This is a genomic window from Amaricoccus sp., from assembly GCF_017993425.1.
GTDB lineage: Bacteria > Pseudomonadota > Alphaproteobacteria > Rhodobacterales > Rhodobacteraceae > Amaricoccus.
Genome location: NZ_JAGOMQ010000009.1, coordinates 1 through 13,635, shown reverse-complemented (window position 1 = coordinate 13,635; position 13,635 = coordinate 1). Strand labels below are relative to the sequence as shown.

The 13,635-nt window shown below is 72.0% G+C and carries 13 protein-coding genes and 1 tRNA gene; 10 read left to right on the top strand and 4 right to left on the bottom strand.

The genetic code is table 11. The features are described from left to right. Window positions 1-122: 122 nt before the first annotated feature. Entirely contained in the window at window positions 123-1,892 is a 1,770-nt protein-coding gene (locus KBB57_RS05970; protein WP_290747627.1) for a bifunctional sulfate adenylyltransferase/adenylylsulfate kinase, read from the bottom strand. A gap of 114 nt (window positions 1,893-2,006) precedes the next feature. Beyond that, window positions 2,007-2,534, bottom strand: a complete 528-nt coding sequence (locus KBB57_RS05965) for a nuclear transport factor 2 family protein (RefSeq protein ID WP_290747626.1) — start codon at window positions 2,532-2,534, stop codon at window positions 2,007-2,009. Between the two features lie 95 nt (window positions 2,535-2,629). On the opposite strand from KBB57_RS05965, the gene KBB57_RS05960 reads away from it, so the two are divergent. From KBB57_RS05960 to KBB57_RS05940, 5 genes are all read left to right on the top strand, one after another. Then, window positions 2,630-3,577: a LysR family transcriptional regulator gene (locus tag KBB57_RS05960; protein ID WP_290747625.1), complete on the top strand. Its 948-nt coding sequence runs from the start codon at window positions 2,630-2,632 to the stop codon at window positions 3,575-3,577. Further along, window positions 3,570-4,844, top strand: coding sequence for an acetylornithine deacetylase/succinyl-diaminopimelate desuccinylase family protein (locus KBB57_RS05955; RefSeq protein ID WP_290747624.1), 1,275 nt, complete (start codon window positions 3,570-3,572; stop codon window positions 4,842-4,844). The genes KBB57_RS05960 and KBB57_RS05955 overlap by 8 nt, the downstream gene beginning before the upstream one ends. Window positions 4,845-4,870: 26 nt before the next feature. Beyond that, on the top strand, window positions 4,871-6,358 hold the full coding sequence (locus tag KBB57_RS05950; protein ID WP_290747623.1) for an ABC transporter substrate-binding protein: 1,488 nt from the start codon (window positions 4,871-4,873) through the stop codon (window positions 6,356-6,358). Further along, on the top strand, window positions 6,355-7,029 hold the full coding sequence (locus KBB57_RS05945) for a DUF1345 domain-containing protein (protein ID WP_290747622.1): 675 nt from the start codon (window positions 6,355-6,357) through the stop codon (window positions 7,027-7,029). Before KBB57_RS05950 ends, KBB57_RS05945 begins: the two co-directional genes overlap by 4 nt. Before the next feature lie 192 nt (window positions 7,030-7,221). After that, a complete protein-coding gene (locus tag KBB57_RS05940) occupies window positions 7,222-8,175 on the top strand; it encodes a helix-turn-helix domain-containing protein (RefSeq protein ID WP_290747621.1) in 954 nt (317 codons plus the stop codon). 28 nt (window positions 8,176-8,203) lie between these two features. On the opposite strand, the gene KBB57_RS05935 is transcribed toward KBB57_RS05940, so the two are convergent. Both KBB57_RS05935 and KBB57_RS05930 read right to left on the bottom strand, forming a co-directional pair. Beyond that, on the bottom strand, window positions 8,204-8,599 hold the full coding sequence (locus KBB57_RS05935) for a PIN domain-containing protein (RefSeq protein WP_290747620.1): 396 nt from the start codon (window positions 8,597-8,599) through the stop codon (window positions 8,204-8,206). Further along, entirely contained in the window at window positions 8,596-8,844 is a 249-nt protein-coding gene (locus KBB57_RS05930; RefSeq protein ID WP_290747619.1) for an AbrB/MazE/SpoVT family DNA-binding domain-containing protein, read from the bottom strand. Before KBB57_RS05930 ends, KBB57_RS05935 begins: the two co-directional genes overlap by 4 nt. Before the next feature lie 241 nt (window positions 8,845-9,085). Between KBB57_RS05930 and adh the strand changes: the two genes are divergently transcribed. The 5 genes from adh to KBB57_RS05905 all read left to right on the top strand — a co-directional run bounded on the left by adh (window position 9,086) and on the right by KBB57_RS05905 (window position 13,627). Next, window positions 9,086-10,603, top strand: coding sequence for an aldehyde dehydrogenase (gene adh / locus KBB57_RS05925; protein WP_290747618.1), 1,518 nt, complete (start codon window positions 9,086-9,088; stop codon window positions 10,601-10,603). A 65-nt stretch (window positions 10,604-10,668) separates the two neighbouring features. Beyond that, a complete protein-coding gene (gene adhP, locus KBB57_RS05920) occupies window positions 10,669-11,700 on the top strand; it encodes an alcohol dehydrogenase AdhP (RefSeq protein ID WP_290747617.1) in 1,032 nt (343 codons plus the stop codon). Window positions 11,701-11,725: 25 nt separating this feature from the next. Further along, the gene (locus tag KBB57_RS05915) at window positions 11,726-12,079 is read left to right on the top strand and encodes a DUF779 domain-containing protein (RefSeq protein ID WP_290747616.1); all 354 of its coding nucleotides are present in this window, start codon (window positions 11,726-11,728) and stop codon (window positions 12,077-12,079) included. Window positions 12,080-12,953: 874 nt separating this feature from the next. Continuing rightward, window positions 12,954-13,427, top strand: coding sequence for a fasciclin domain-containing protein (locus tag KBB57_RS05910; RefSeq protein ID WP_290747615.1), 474 nt, complete (start codon window positions 12,954-12,956; stop codon window positions 13,425-13,427). Window positions 13,428-13,537: 110 nt separating this feature from the next. Next, window positions 13,538-13,627, top strand: a tRNA-Ser gene (locus KBB57_RS05905). Window positions 13,628-13,635: the final 8 nt, after the last annotated feature.

Genomic DNA, 13,635 nt, shown 5'->3' with positions numbered 1-13,635 from the left:
TGCGCATGTCTTCCGGCGGGGCGCCGTCGCGGGTCCGAGGGGGACGCTCGGCAGGCAAAAGAGAAACGCCGCCGGGGGGGGCCCCCGGCGGCGTTCCTGGTCTTGTCGGCGGCTTGCGCCCGTCAGGCGGCGATGAGGCCCATCTGCTCCAGCTTCAGGATGACCTGCTGGGCGCAGTAGTCGACGTCCATGCCCTCGGTGTCGAGACGGATCTCGGGGTTCTCGGGGACGTCGTAGGGGTCGGAGATGCCGGTGAACTCCTTGATCTTGCCTTCGCGGGCAAGCTTGTAGAGCCCCTTGCGGTCGCGCTTCTCGCATTCCTCGATCGTGGTCGCGACGTGGACCTCGACGAAGGCGCCGAAGGCCTCGATGTCCTCGCGCACGCCGCGGCGGGTGGCCGCGTAGGGCGCGATCGGGGCGCAGATGGCGACGCCGCCGTTCTTGGTGATCTCCGACGCGACGTAGCCGATGCGGCGGATGTTGATGTCGCGGTGCTCCTTGGAGAAGCCGAGCTCGGACGAGAGGTGCTTGCGGACGAGGTCGCCGTCGAGCAGCGTCACCGGGCGGCCGCCCATCTCCATCAGCTTGACCATGAGCGCGTTGGCGATCGTCGACTTGCCCGAGCCGGAGAAGCCGGTGAAGAACACCGTGAAGCCCTGCTTCGAGCGCGGCGGCGAGGTGCGGCGCAGCTCCTGCACCACGGCCGGGAACGAGAACCAGTCGGGGATCTCGAGGCCCTCGCGCAGGCGGCGGCGCAGCTCGGTGCCGGAGATGTCGAGGATGGTCTGGCCCTCCTCGACCTCGTCGCGGGGCTCGTACTGGGCCTTCTCCTGGACGTAGACCATCTGCTTGAAGTCGACCATCTCGACGCCGATCTCGCCCTGGAGCGAGCCGAAGAGCTGCTGGGCGTCGTAGGGGCCGTAGAAGTCCTTGCCCTGGCTGTTCTTGCCCGGGCCGGCGTGGTCGCGGCCGACGATCATGTGCGTGCAGCCGTGGTTGCGCCGGATCAGCCCGTGCCAGACCGCCTCGCGCGGGCCGCCCATGCGCATGGCGAGGCCGAGGAGCGAGAGCGTCGTGGTCGAGGTCGGGTACTGGTCGAGCACCGCCTCGTAGCAGCGGACGCGGGTGAAGTGGTCGATGTCGCCCGGCTTGGTCATGCCGACCGACGGGTGGATCAGGAGGTTGGCCTGCGCCTCGCGGGCGGCGCGGAAGGTCAGCTCCTGGTGGGCGCGGTGCAGCGGGTTGCGGGTCTGGAAGGCGACGATGCGCCGCCAGCCGAGCTTGCGGAAGTAGGCGCGCAGCTCGTTCGGGGTGTTGCGGCGGGCGCGGAAGTCGTAGTGGACCGGCGCCTGGATGCCGGTGACCGGGCCGCCGAGATAGACGGGGCCGGCCTTGTGGTGGAGGTAGTTGACCGCCGGGTGGGCGATGTCGTCGGCGCCGAAGACCTTCTCGGCCTCGTGCGACTTGTTCGGCGTCCACTTGTCGGTGATCGAGAGGATGGCGAGGATCACGCCCTCGGGGTCGCGGAGCGCGATGTCCTGGCCGGGCTCGACCTTGGCGGCGAAGGCCTCGGAGACGTCGAGCGTGATCGGCATCGGCCAGAGCGTGCCGTCGGCGAGCCGCATGTCGTTGACGACGCCGTCGTAGTCCGCCTCGCCGAGGAAGCCCTTGAGCGGGAAGAAGCCGCCGTTCATCAGAAGCTCGAGGTCGCAGACCTGCCGCTGCGTGAGGTCCCAGGAGACGAGCTCCGCCGCCTCGAGCTTCAGCTTCGCCGCGCTGTCGTAGGAGACGTAGAGCTCCGGGATCGGGGCGAGGTTGGACGCGGGCGGGGAGGGGTACTTCACGAAGGCCTCGACGGGTTTCGGTGCGGTGGCGGAACGGGACGCGGCCATAAGGGCACTCTCACTGGTGATTCGACACCGCCGGGTGGTATCAGGGCAGGCCCCCGCGGTCAAAGACCGCGGCGACGATTGGTTTACCCTTTTGCTGCGGCGCCACATGAGGCCTCACCCGGCAGGCCCGGATGCGAGCGCCGCGGCCTCCGCGAGGTCGATTCCGTGGGCGAGCGGGTCGGCGTGGCGGTGGACGAGCCGCCAGGCGTCGCCGTCGCGGCGGTAGACGAGGGTCACGCGGAGCGCCCAGGGCTGCCGGGGGAGGCCGCCGACCGCGACCTCGGCGCGCTCGACCAGCGCCAGCGCCACCATGTCGGGGGTGCTCCAGGAGCCGGCGAGGTCGACCTCGAGCGTGCCGTCGCGGAAGAAGCGGCGCATCCCTTCCCAGGTCTCCGCGGTCACCTCGGCGCCCGGGGTGGGCCGGCCGCCGAAGGGCGACATCAGCAGGAAGTCGTCGGCGAGGGTGACGAGGGCGCGGTAGGCGTCGACGTCGCCGCGCAGGAGCGCGGCGTTCGCCTCGGCGGAGAGGCGGAGGAGGCCGGGGGCGGCGTCGTCGGGGGCGCCGGCGAGGGCGGGGGCGAGGGCGGGGGCGGCGAGGCCCGCGCCGGCGGCGGCGAGGACGGTGCGGCGGGTGGGGCGCATGTCGGTGTCTCCGGGTTCCGGCGGGGCGGGGCGCCGCGCCGACGGAGGGGATCGCAGTTCCCGCGTGATGAATCCAATGGTATGATTTCAGCGATATGCTGAACAGGATTGATCTCTCGCGCGTCGATCTCAACCTGCTGGTGCTCTTCGAGGCGGTGCTGGAGGAGCGTCATGTCGGGCGGGCGGCGGCGCGGCTGAGCCTGACGCCGTCGGCGGTGAGCCACGGGCTGGGGCGGCTCCGGCGGCTGCTCGACGATCCGGTGTTCCTGCGCACGCCGCGCGGGGTGACGCCGACGGCGCGGGCGCTCGACCTCGCCCTGCCGATCGCCGAGGCGCTGGCGCGGGTGCGCGGCGTGCTGGCGCTCGCCGCGCCGTTCGATCCGGCGCGCTCGACGCGGCGCTTCGTGCTGGGCGGGCCGGACGGGGTGCTCGCGGTGCTGGCGCCGCCGCTGCGGGCGCGGCTGGCGGCGGAGGCGCCGGGGGTGGATCTCGGGCTGCGGCCGCTGCTGCCGGCGCCGGGGGAGATGGCGCCGGGGCGGGCCTGGGCGGAGGCGTTCGCGGAGCTCGACGCGCGGCGGCTCGACGCGGCGCTGCTGCCGGTGGGCGAGGCGCCGGCGCGGTTCTGGCGCCGGCGGGTCTATGACGAGGATTTCGTGGTGGCGATGCGGGCGGGCCATCCGCTGGCGGCCGGGATGACGCTCGACGGGTTCTGCGCCGCGGGGCATGTCGTCGTGTCCGCGTCGGGGGATCCGGAGGGGTTCGTCGATCTCGTGCTCGCGGAGGTCGGGCGGCGGCGGCGGGTGGCGCTGACCGCGCCGAACTTCGCCTTCGCGCTGCTGATGCTGGGGGAGACCGGGCTGGTGGCGGCGGCGCCGCGGCGCTTCGCGACGCGCCATGCCGGGCGGCTGGGGCTCGTGTGGCGGGAGGCGCCGCTGCCGCTCGGCAGCTTCGCGATCAACGTGGTGGCGCCGGCGGCGGCGATGCACGATGCTGGCCTCGCCTGGATGCTCGACCGGATCGCGCTGGGGGACGCCGATGCCTGACCGACTGCGCCGCGAGATCGAGGCGCGGCGCGACGACCTCGTCGCGCTGACCGCGGCGCTGATCCGCATCCCGACGGTGAACCCGCCGGGGGAATTCTATCGCGAGGCCTGCGAGCTGGTGGCCGCGCGGCTGCGGCCGCAGGGGTTCGAGTGCCGGTTCCTGCGCGCCGAGGGGGCGCCGGGGGACAGCGAGCGGCATCCGCGCTGGAACCTGCTCGCGTGGCGCGAGGGGACGCGGCCGGGGCAATGCGTGCAGTTCAACGGCCATATCGACGTGGTGGAGGCGGGGCAGGGCTGGACCGTCGATCCGTTCGGGGGCGCGCTGATCGACGGCAAGGTCTACGGCCGCGGGGCCTGCGACATGAAGGGCGGGCTCGCGGCGGCGATCGTGGCGGTGGAGGCGTTCCTTGCCGTCTCGCCGGATTTCCCGGGCGCGATCGAGATCACCGCGACGGGGGACGAGGAGACGGGGGGATATGGCGGGGTCGCGTATCTCGCGGAGCAGGGGCTCTATGCGCGGGTCGACCATGTCATCATCCCCGAGCCGCTCAACAAGGACCGGGTCTGTCTCGGGCACCGGGGGGTGTGGTGGGCGGAGATCGAGACCTTCGGGCGGATCGCCCATGGCTCGATGCCGTTCCTCGGCGACTGCGCGGTGCGGCACATGGGGGCGATCGTCGCGGAGATGGAGGCGACGCTGATCCCGGCGCTGGCGCGGAAGCGCACGGCGATGCCGGTGGTTCCGGAGGGGGCGCGGGCCTCGACGGTCAACATCAACTCGATCCATGGCGGGCAGGCGGAGCAGCCGGCGGGCTTCGACGGGCTGCCCTCGCCGGTGGTGCCGGACCGCTGCCGCATGGTGATTGACAGGCGCTTCCTCGCCGAGGAGCGGCTGGAGGACGTGAAGGCGGAGCTCAGGGCGACGATCGAGCTGGCGCAGGACCGGCGGCGGTTCCGGGCGGAGGTGCGCGACCTCTTCGAGGTGCAGCCGACGATGACGGAGCGCGACGCGCCGGTGGCGGCGGCGCTGGCCGCGGCGGTGGCGACGGTGCTGGGGCGGGAGGCGGAGTTCGTGGTCTCGCCGGGGACCTACGACCAGAAGCACGTCGACCGGATCGGGCGGCTCAGGAATTGCGTGGCTTACGGGCCCGGCATACTGGACCTCGCGCATCAACCCGACGAATATGTCGGCGTGGACGACATGCTCGACGCGGCGCTGGTGATGGCGATCGCCCTCGGCGACCTGCTCGGGCGCGGACCCGGCTGACGACCTTCCTACTGCGGAGACCCTCGATGACACATCCCCTGTCGGCGCTGGCGCTGGGGCTCGCCCTGCTCGCCGGGCCGGCCTTCGGCCAGGACCATGCGGCGTCGAACCAGATCGTCGTCGGCATGCAGCTCGAGCCGCCGCATCTCGACCCGACGGCCGGAGCGGCCGCGGCGATCGACGAGGTGGTCTACGCCAACGTCTTCGAGGGGCTGACCCGCATCGGGCCGGACGGGCGGGTCGGGCCGGGGCTTGCGGAGAGCTGGGAGGAGGCGCCGGACGGGCTCTCGTGGGTGTTCCACCTGCGGCCGGGGGTGACCTTCCACGACGGGGTGGCGTTCACCGCGGAGGACGTGGTGTTCTCCTTCGACCGGGCCCGCGGGGAGGGGAGCGTCAACGCGCAGAAGCAGCTCTTCGACGGGATCAACGAGGTCACGGCGATCGACGACGCGACCGTCGAGATCGGGCTCGACGCGCCGAAGGGCGACCTGCTCTTCAACCTCGCCTGGGGGGACGCTGTGATCGTGTCGCCGGCGACGGCGGAGGCGAACAAGACGCATCCCGTCGGCACCGGGCCGTTCGAGTTCTCGAGCTGGGTGCAGGGCGACCGGATCGAGCTGGTCAGGAACCCGGACTACTGGGGCGAGCCGGCGAAGCTCGACAAGGTGACGTTCAAGTTCATCTCGGACCCGACGGCCGCGTTCGCGGCGATGATGGCGGGGGACGTGGACGCGTTTCCGGTGTTCCCGGCGCCGGAGAACCTCGCGCAGTTCCAGGCGGATCCGCGGTTCTCGGTGATCGTCGGCACCACCGAGGGCGAGACGATCCTCGCGATGAACAACGCGAGGCCGCCCTTCGACGACATAAGGGTGCGCCGCGCGGTGGCGAAGGCGATCGACCGGCGGGCGATCGTCGACGGGGCGATGTTCGGCTACGGCACGCCGATCGGCAGCCACTTCGCGCCGCATCATCCCGCTTATGTCGACCTGACCGGGGAGAACGCCTACGACCCGGAGGGGGCGAAGGCGCTGCTCGCCGCGGCGGGGCATCCGGACGGGTTCCAGACCACGCTGGCGCTGCCGCCGCCGCCCTATGCGCGGCGGGGGGGCGAGATCGTGCAGGCGCAGCTGCGGGCGGTGGGGATCGACGCGCAGATCGTCAACATGGAATGGGCGCAGTGGCTGGAGCAGGTCTTCACCAACAAGGATTTCGGGATGACCATCGTCAGCCATACCGAGCCGATGGACATCGGGATCTATGCCCGGCCGGACTATTACTTCGGCTCGCATGACCCGGTGATGGTGGCGCTGGTGGCCGGGCTCGCCGGGATGAGCGACGAGGCGGACCGCAACGCGGTGCTGGGCGCGATGCAGGAGCGGGTGGCGGAGCAGTCGGCGGCGGTGTTCCTGTTCCAGCTCGCCAAGACCGGCGTCGCCGACGCGCGGCTGCGCGGGTTGTGGGAGAACGCGCCGATCCAGGCCGACGACATGACCGGGGTCCACTGGCAGAAATGAGCGACGCGCCCGCGGACGGGGTGCTCGGCCGGATCCGGGCCGAGCTCGCCACCCACCGCGCCTTTCACATCGCGCTCGCCTGCGGGGTGGCGGTGTGGTTCGCGACCTGGGGACGGCATCCGCCGCTCCGGGTGCTGCTGGCGGCGGACGTGTTCTTCCTCGTCTTCATCGCGCTGATGATGCGGCTGGCGTTCAGCCTCGACCCCGAGGGCTTGCGGAAGCGGGCGAAGGCGCGGCTCCGGACCGGGCTCGGCATCGTGTTCGTGCTGACGCTGGTCGCGATGCTGCTGAGCCTGTGGTCGATCTTCCTGCTGCTGAACCACCCGCAGAGCGAGGGGCGGGCGTTTCCGATCCTCGCGGTGCTGAGCGTGCCGCTGAGCTGGGCGATGACGCATACGCTCGCCGCCTATCAGTATGCGAGCCTCTACTACCGGCCGGGGCCGGACGGGAAGCCGCGGGGCGGGATGAGCTTCGCCGGCGACGAGCCGCCGGACGGGCTCGACTTCCTCTACCAGGCCTTCGTCATCGGGGCCTCGGCCTCGGTGTCGGACGTCGCGGCCTCGTCGAAGGCGATGCGGCGGGCGGTGATGATCCACTCGCTGGCCGCCTTCGCCTACAACACGGTGCTGATCGCCATCGCGGTCAATGCGGCGCTGATCATCGCCCGGTGAGGGGGGCGGGAAATGCCGCACGGGGAGACGCTGGTCAAGCTACTGGATTTGCTTGGTGATTTTGGTCGTTGACCTTTGAGCCCCGTTGCGCGTCAGGGGTTAACGCGCGCGCCGTGCTGGACAAGCGGGCTGCGGTCGGGCATTTCCGGAGGCAAGGCGGCCGCCGGCGAGCGGCTCCGCAGGGGAGGCAGGATGCGCGCAGAGCGGCCCGTCCGCCATGCCGACCGGGTGCAGCAGACGATCGCGGGCGACGCGCCGGCGCGGTCGGCGCTGGCCGCGTCGTGGCGGCGCTCCTCGGCCCTGCACCATCTTGACCCTTCCGAGCGGGCCGCGCCGCGGCGGCTGACCGAGGCGGAGCTGAAGGCGGCGCGCGAGCGGACCGGGCCCTTGCTCCATGCGGCGCAGGCGAGCCTCGACCGGCTGTTCCAGGCGGTGGGCTCGGTCGGCTGCTGCGTGCTGCTGGCGGACGGCGAGGGGGTGCCGATCGACCGGCGGGGCGCGCCGGGCGACGACGTGGCCTTCCGCGACTGGGGGCTGTGGACGGGGTGCGTGTGGTCGGAGGCGGCCGAGGGCACCAACGGCATCGGCACCTGCATCGTCGAGCAGCGGGCGCTGGCCATCCACCGCGACCAGCATTTCTTCACCCGCAACACCGGGCTCAGCTGCGTGACCGCGCCGGTCTTCGACCACGAGGGGCGGCTCGCCGCGGCGCTCGACGTCTCGTCCTGCCGGGCGGACGCGACGGAGGCGTTCCTCGGGCTGATCACGGTGGCGGTGCAGGATGCGGCCCGCCGCATCGACGCGGAGGCGTTCCGGCTGGCGTTTCCCGATGCCCGGATCGTGGTGGCGCCGGGGGTCGGGGCGACGGGGGGCGGGCTGATCGCCGTCGACGGCGACGACGTGGTGATCGGCGCGAGCCGGGCGGCGCGGCAGTCGCTGGGGATGCCGGCGACCGGCCCGGCGCGACCACGGCCGCTCGCCGACGTGCTCGGCTTCGCCGGCGGGGGCGAGCTCGACGACGCCGAGCGCGGGGCGCTGCAGCGGGCCATGGTCCGGGCGGGCGGCAACGCCTCGGCGGCGGCGAAGGCGCTGGGGATCAGCCGGGCGACGCTTTATCGCAAGCTGAACCGGTTTCATCTGCTGTAGGGCGCTGGCCCGCCGCGGGCAGCCCGCATCACGACAGGAGGTCCGCGTCGGGCAGGGTGGCCGCCCTGCGGTCGAAGGTTACGAGCGGTGCAGCGCCGGCGCGGCGCGCGGCCGCGGCGATCATCCGGTCGCCGAGTCCGGCGCCGCCGCTCCGCCAGTCCGCGACCGCGGCGGCGATGTCATCCGCCGTCTCGACCACGATCTCGCGCGCAGTGAGGAGCCCGTCGAGGGCGTCGGCGATCCGGTCCCGCTCCATCCGGTAGGTGCGCTGGAGCACCCAGACGGTCTCGAGGACCACCTCCCGACAAACGAAGCCTGGCCGGCTCTCGTCGAGGCTCGACATCAGGCGGCGCGCGGCCTCGGTCTGTCCGGGATCGTCACCGACGAAGAAGCGGATGAGGACGTTGGTGTCGAGCCCGATCACCCGAGCCCGGTCTCATCCGCCGCTCCGGCGGCGATGCCGTCTTCCATCTCGTCCAGCGTGGCCGGTGCGCGCCGGGCGTCGCGGAGAAGGCCGTCGAGCTCCATGATGGACCGGACCTTCAGCAGCCGCACCTTGTCGCCTTCGACGACGTAGCGCACACGATCGCCAGCCGCCACGCCGAGCGCTTCGCGAACCGCCTGCGGAATGGTCGTTTGGCCCTTCGCCGTGATGGTCGATTCCTTCATGGAGCGTTCCTCTGACCGGGACGCCTTACCTTACGCCAAAAAGTAAGGACAGAGAAGACCCACAGCGCCATGCGCCGGGAGCATAGCCGCTGACCGCGCCGGAACGGGGCTTGACTGTCGCATTCCTGATACAGGCCCGGCGCGGCGGCGGGGGCGGCCGGGGTGACGCGGGGCGAGTCGCGGCGCAATTTCCTTGCACCGCGGCGCAGCGAGCGTCGCGAATGTGACCGGGAGGACGGGCATGAACAAAGTCGAATTCTTCCGCGCGGCGAAGGCCCCCTTCGCTCCGCGCTATGACAACTTCATCAACGGCGCCTGGGTGGCGCCGAAGGCGGGGCGCTATTTCGACAACACCTCGCCGGTGACCGGGCAGGTGCTGAGCGAGATCGCCCGTTCCGACGCGACGGACGTCGAGGCGGCGCTCGACGCCGCCCATGCCGCCAAGGACGCCTGGGGGCGCACCAGCGTCGCCGAGCGGGCGCGTATCCTGAACCGCATCGCCGACCGCATGGAGGAGAACCTCGACCTGCTGGCGCGAGCCGAGACCTGGGACAATGGCAAGCCGATCCGCGAGACGACGGCGGCCGACCTGCCGCTCGCCATCGACCATTTCCGCTACTTCGCCGGGGCGATCCGGGCGCAGGAGGGGAGCCTCGCCGAGATCGACCACGACACCGTCGCCTACCACTTCCACGAGCCGCTCGGCGTCGTCGGGCAGATCATCCCGTGGAACTTCCCGCTGCTGATGGCGGTCTGGAAGCTCGCGCCGGCGCTCGCCGCCGGCAACTGCGTGGTGCTGAAGCCGGCCGAGCAGACGCCGGGCTCGATCCTGGTGCTGATGGAGCTGATCGGCGACCTGCTGCCGCCGGGCGTGCTCAACGTGGTGAATGGCTTCGGGCTGGAGGCGGGCAAGCCGCTGGCGTCGTCGAACCGGATCGCCAAGATCGCCTTCACTGGCGAGACGACGACCGGGCGGCTGATCATGCAGTACGCCAGCCAGAACCTGATCCCGGTGACGCTGGAGCTCGGCGGCAAGAGCCCGAACATCTTCTTCGCCGACGTGGCGCAGGAGGACGACGACTTCCTCGACAAGGCGCTCGAGGGCTTCACGATGTTCGCGCTCAACCAGGGCGAGGTCTGCACCTGCCCGAGCCGGGCGCTGGTCCACGAGAAGATCTTCGACCGCTTCATGGAGAAGGCGGTGGAGCGGGTGAACGCCATCGTGCAGGGCGACCCGCTCGACCCGGCGACGATGATCGGCGCGCAGGCCTCGGGCGAGCAGATGGAGAAGATCCTCTCCTACATCGACATCGGCCGGCAGGAGGGCGCCGAGGTGCTGGCCGGCGGAGGCCGGGCGGAGCTGACCGGCGATCTCGCGGGCGGCTACTACGTGCGGCCGACGGTGTTCCGCGGCCACAACAAGATGCGGATCTTCCAGGAGGAGATCTTCGGGCCGGTGGTCTCGGTGACGACGTTCAAGGACGACGAAGAGGCGCTCGCGATCGCCAACGACACGCTCTACGGCCTCGGCGCCGGCGTCTGGACCCGCGACGGGACCCGCGCCTACCGCTTCGGCCGGGCGATCCAGGCGGGGCGGGTGTGGACGAACTGCTACCACGCCTATCCGGCACATGCGGCCTTCGGCGGCTACAAGCAGTCGGGCATCGGGCGCGAGAACCACAAGATGATGCTCGATCACTACCAGCAGACCAAGAACCTGCTGGTGAGCTACAGCCCGAAGAAACTCGGGTTCTTCTGATCGAGATCAGGGGCCGGCGTCCGCGCCGGCCCTATGTTGCGCTTCACAAGAGGAGGAGAAAGGCCATGGCGAAGACCATGAAGGCGGCCGTCGTCCGCGCGTTCGGCCAGCCGCTCAGCATCGACGAGGTCCCGGTTCCCGAGCCGGGGCCGGGGATGATCCAGGTGGCGATCCAGGCTTCGGGCGTCTGCCATACCGACCTCCACGCCGCCGAAGGCGACTGGCCGGTGAAGCCGAACCCGCCGTTCATCCCCGGCCATGAGGGCGTCGGCTACGTCTCCGCCGTCGGCCAGGGCGTGAAGGTGGTCAAGGAGGGCGACCGGGTCGGGGTGCCCTGGCTCTACACCGCCTGCGGGCATTGCCGGCACTGCCTCGGCGGCTGGGAGACGCTGTGCCTGGAGCAGCAGAACACCGGGTATTCGGTGAACGGGGGGTTCGCGGACTATGTCGTCGCCGATCCGAACTATGTCGGGCATCTGCCGGACGGGGTGAGCTTCGCCGAGATGGCGCCCGTGCTCTGCGCGGGCGTGACGGTCTACAAGGGGCTGAAGGTGACCGACACCAAGCCCGGCGACTGGGTGGTGATCTCCGGCGTCGGCGGCCTCGGCCATATGGCGGTGCAATACGCCAAGGCGATGGGCCTCAACGTCGCCGCCGTCGACATCGCCGAGGACAAGCTCGACCTCGCGCGGCGGCTCGGCGCGACGCTGACCGTCAACGCGCTGGAGGAGGACCCGGCCGAGGTGATCCGCCGCGAGACCGGCGGCGGGGCGCAGGGCGTGCTGGTGACGGCCGTGAGCCGCAAGGCCTTCGAGCAGGCGATCGGCATGGTGGCGCGCGGCGGCACGGTGTCGCTGAACGGCCTGCCGCCGGGGGACTTCCCGCTCGACATCTTCGGGATGGTGCTGAACGGGATCACCGTGCGGGGGTCGATCGTCGGCACGCGGCTCGACCTGCAGGAGTCGATCGACTTCGCGGCGCAGGGCAAGGTGAAGGCGACGATCCACATGGCGAGGCTCGAGGAGGTGAACGACGTCTTCGCCCGGATGCATAGGGGCGAGATCGAGGGCCGCGTCGTGCTGGACATCGCATCATGAAGCGGGGCGTCATGAGCGGGGCGTCATGAGCGGGGACGGTCTCGGCAAGGTCAGCGCCACGCCGGCGGCGCTGGCGCTCCTCGCCGAGATCGTCGCCGACCACGGGCCGGTGATGTTCCACCAGTCCGGCGGCTGCTGCGACGGCTCCTCGCCGATGTGCTATCCGGCGGGGGAGTTCCTGGTGGGCGACGGCGACGTGCTGCTCGGCCGGATCGGGGGCGCGCCGTTCTGGATCGGGGCGGCGCAGTTCGAGGCGTGGAGGCACACCGACCTGATCCTCGACGTGGTTCCGGGGCGGGGCGGCATGTTCTCGCTCGACAACGGCCGCGAGCGCCGCTTCCTGATCCGCTCGACCCTGTGCGCGTCGCCCCCGGGCTGACGTCGCCGGGCAGGGCGGGAGGGCGACGCGGGGGGTGGATCGGAGCCGGTCGCACGCCGGGCCGGACATTGCGCCCCTGGCCGACCCCCGGAGGCGTTCGCCGCCGGACCCCGGGCGACCCGCATTCGCAGGTGCAGACGGGGCCCTCGCCGGTCTCCGGCGCTGCTCTCCAGGTTTCTGGCCGTTTCGGGAAGGGCTGCGCCGCAGGGAAGGAATGCCGTTCCGGCGACACGGAGTAAGGGCCGCGTGGGGATGGTCTCGTCGAGGTTGAGGGCGCGCCGGGTGCGGAGAAGGGCCACGGGCGCGCCCGCCGGTCTGCCCGATCTCCGGCGTCGGGCTGCCGCCGGGCGGGGATCGGCGGCGCCTTGGGCGGGGGGGCGCCGCTTGGCCGGAGCGGGTCGTGACCGGACGGTGCGCCCGCAGCCGATCCCCGGGCGGTTCGCCGCCGGACCCTTGGGCGACCCGCGTTCGCGAGGTGCCGAAGGGGGCCTTCACGGCGAGAGCAACGGCCCGCGTGCGGTTCGCCTGCGGACCCTGGCGGCCCGAGTTCGCGGGGCCGAGCGGGGTCTGGCCGGCCTCGCCTTCGCGTCTCCGGGCGCCGCTCTTCGGCGTTCTGTCCGGTTGGGGAAGGCGGCGCCTCCGGGGAGGACCGTCGATCCGGCGTCGCAGGCCGACGGGGTTTTGCCGCATCATCGTCGCGGTCAGGCGGCGCGGGAGACGGGCGCGAGCGCGGGTTCAGGGACGGCGGGCGCGCTGCGGCGCGTTCCTTGGGGCGTGCTGGAGCACCCCCGGAATGCATCGACGCCGCGCCGCGCCGCCGCTACTGTCCGCGTCCCGGCGGGAGGGCGGCCCGCGGCGCGAGAGGAGCGAACCGATGCGCAGGCGATCCTTCATCCTGACCGGCGGCGCGGCCCTTCTCGGCGCCTGCTCCGGCGGCGGCGCCGCGCCGCGCGGGACCGCCCGCGCCGGCGCCGACGTGCTCTCGGTCGCCCGCGGCGCGGGCGCCGGCCGCTTCGCCCGCGCCGCCGGGGAGACCGGCGTCGCCGAGACCCTCGCCGGCCCCGGCCCCTTCACCCTCTTCGCCCCCACCGACCGCGCCTTCGCCGCGGCGGCGCGGCGCAGCCCGGACCTCGCCCGTCTCGTCGCCTACCACGTGGTGCCCGGCGAGCTGACCAGCGAGTTCCTCGAGGGCATGGACGTCAACCACACCACGCTCCTCGGCACGAGCCTCAACGTCGACGGCAGCGGCGGCGCGCTCCGCGTCAACGGCGCCTCTGTCCTGCGCGCCGACCTGATGGCCTCGAACGGCGTGGTCTTCCTCATCGACACGGCCCTCACCCCCCGCTGACGCCACGATCCGCCCCGCGGCGCGGCTCCCCCGCCCCGGCCCCGGCGTCGATCGCGCGCCCGGCAGGAACCGCCTTGTTACTCCGGAATTTGGCCCGTATACCGGCCGCCGGAGAGGTGGCCGAGTGGTCGAAGGCACACCCCTGCTAAGGGTGCAGGCGGGGAACCGTCTCGAGGGTTCGAATCCCTTCCTCTCCGCCACTTGCCCT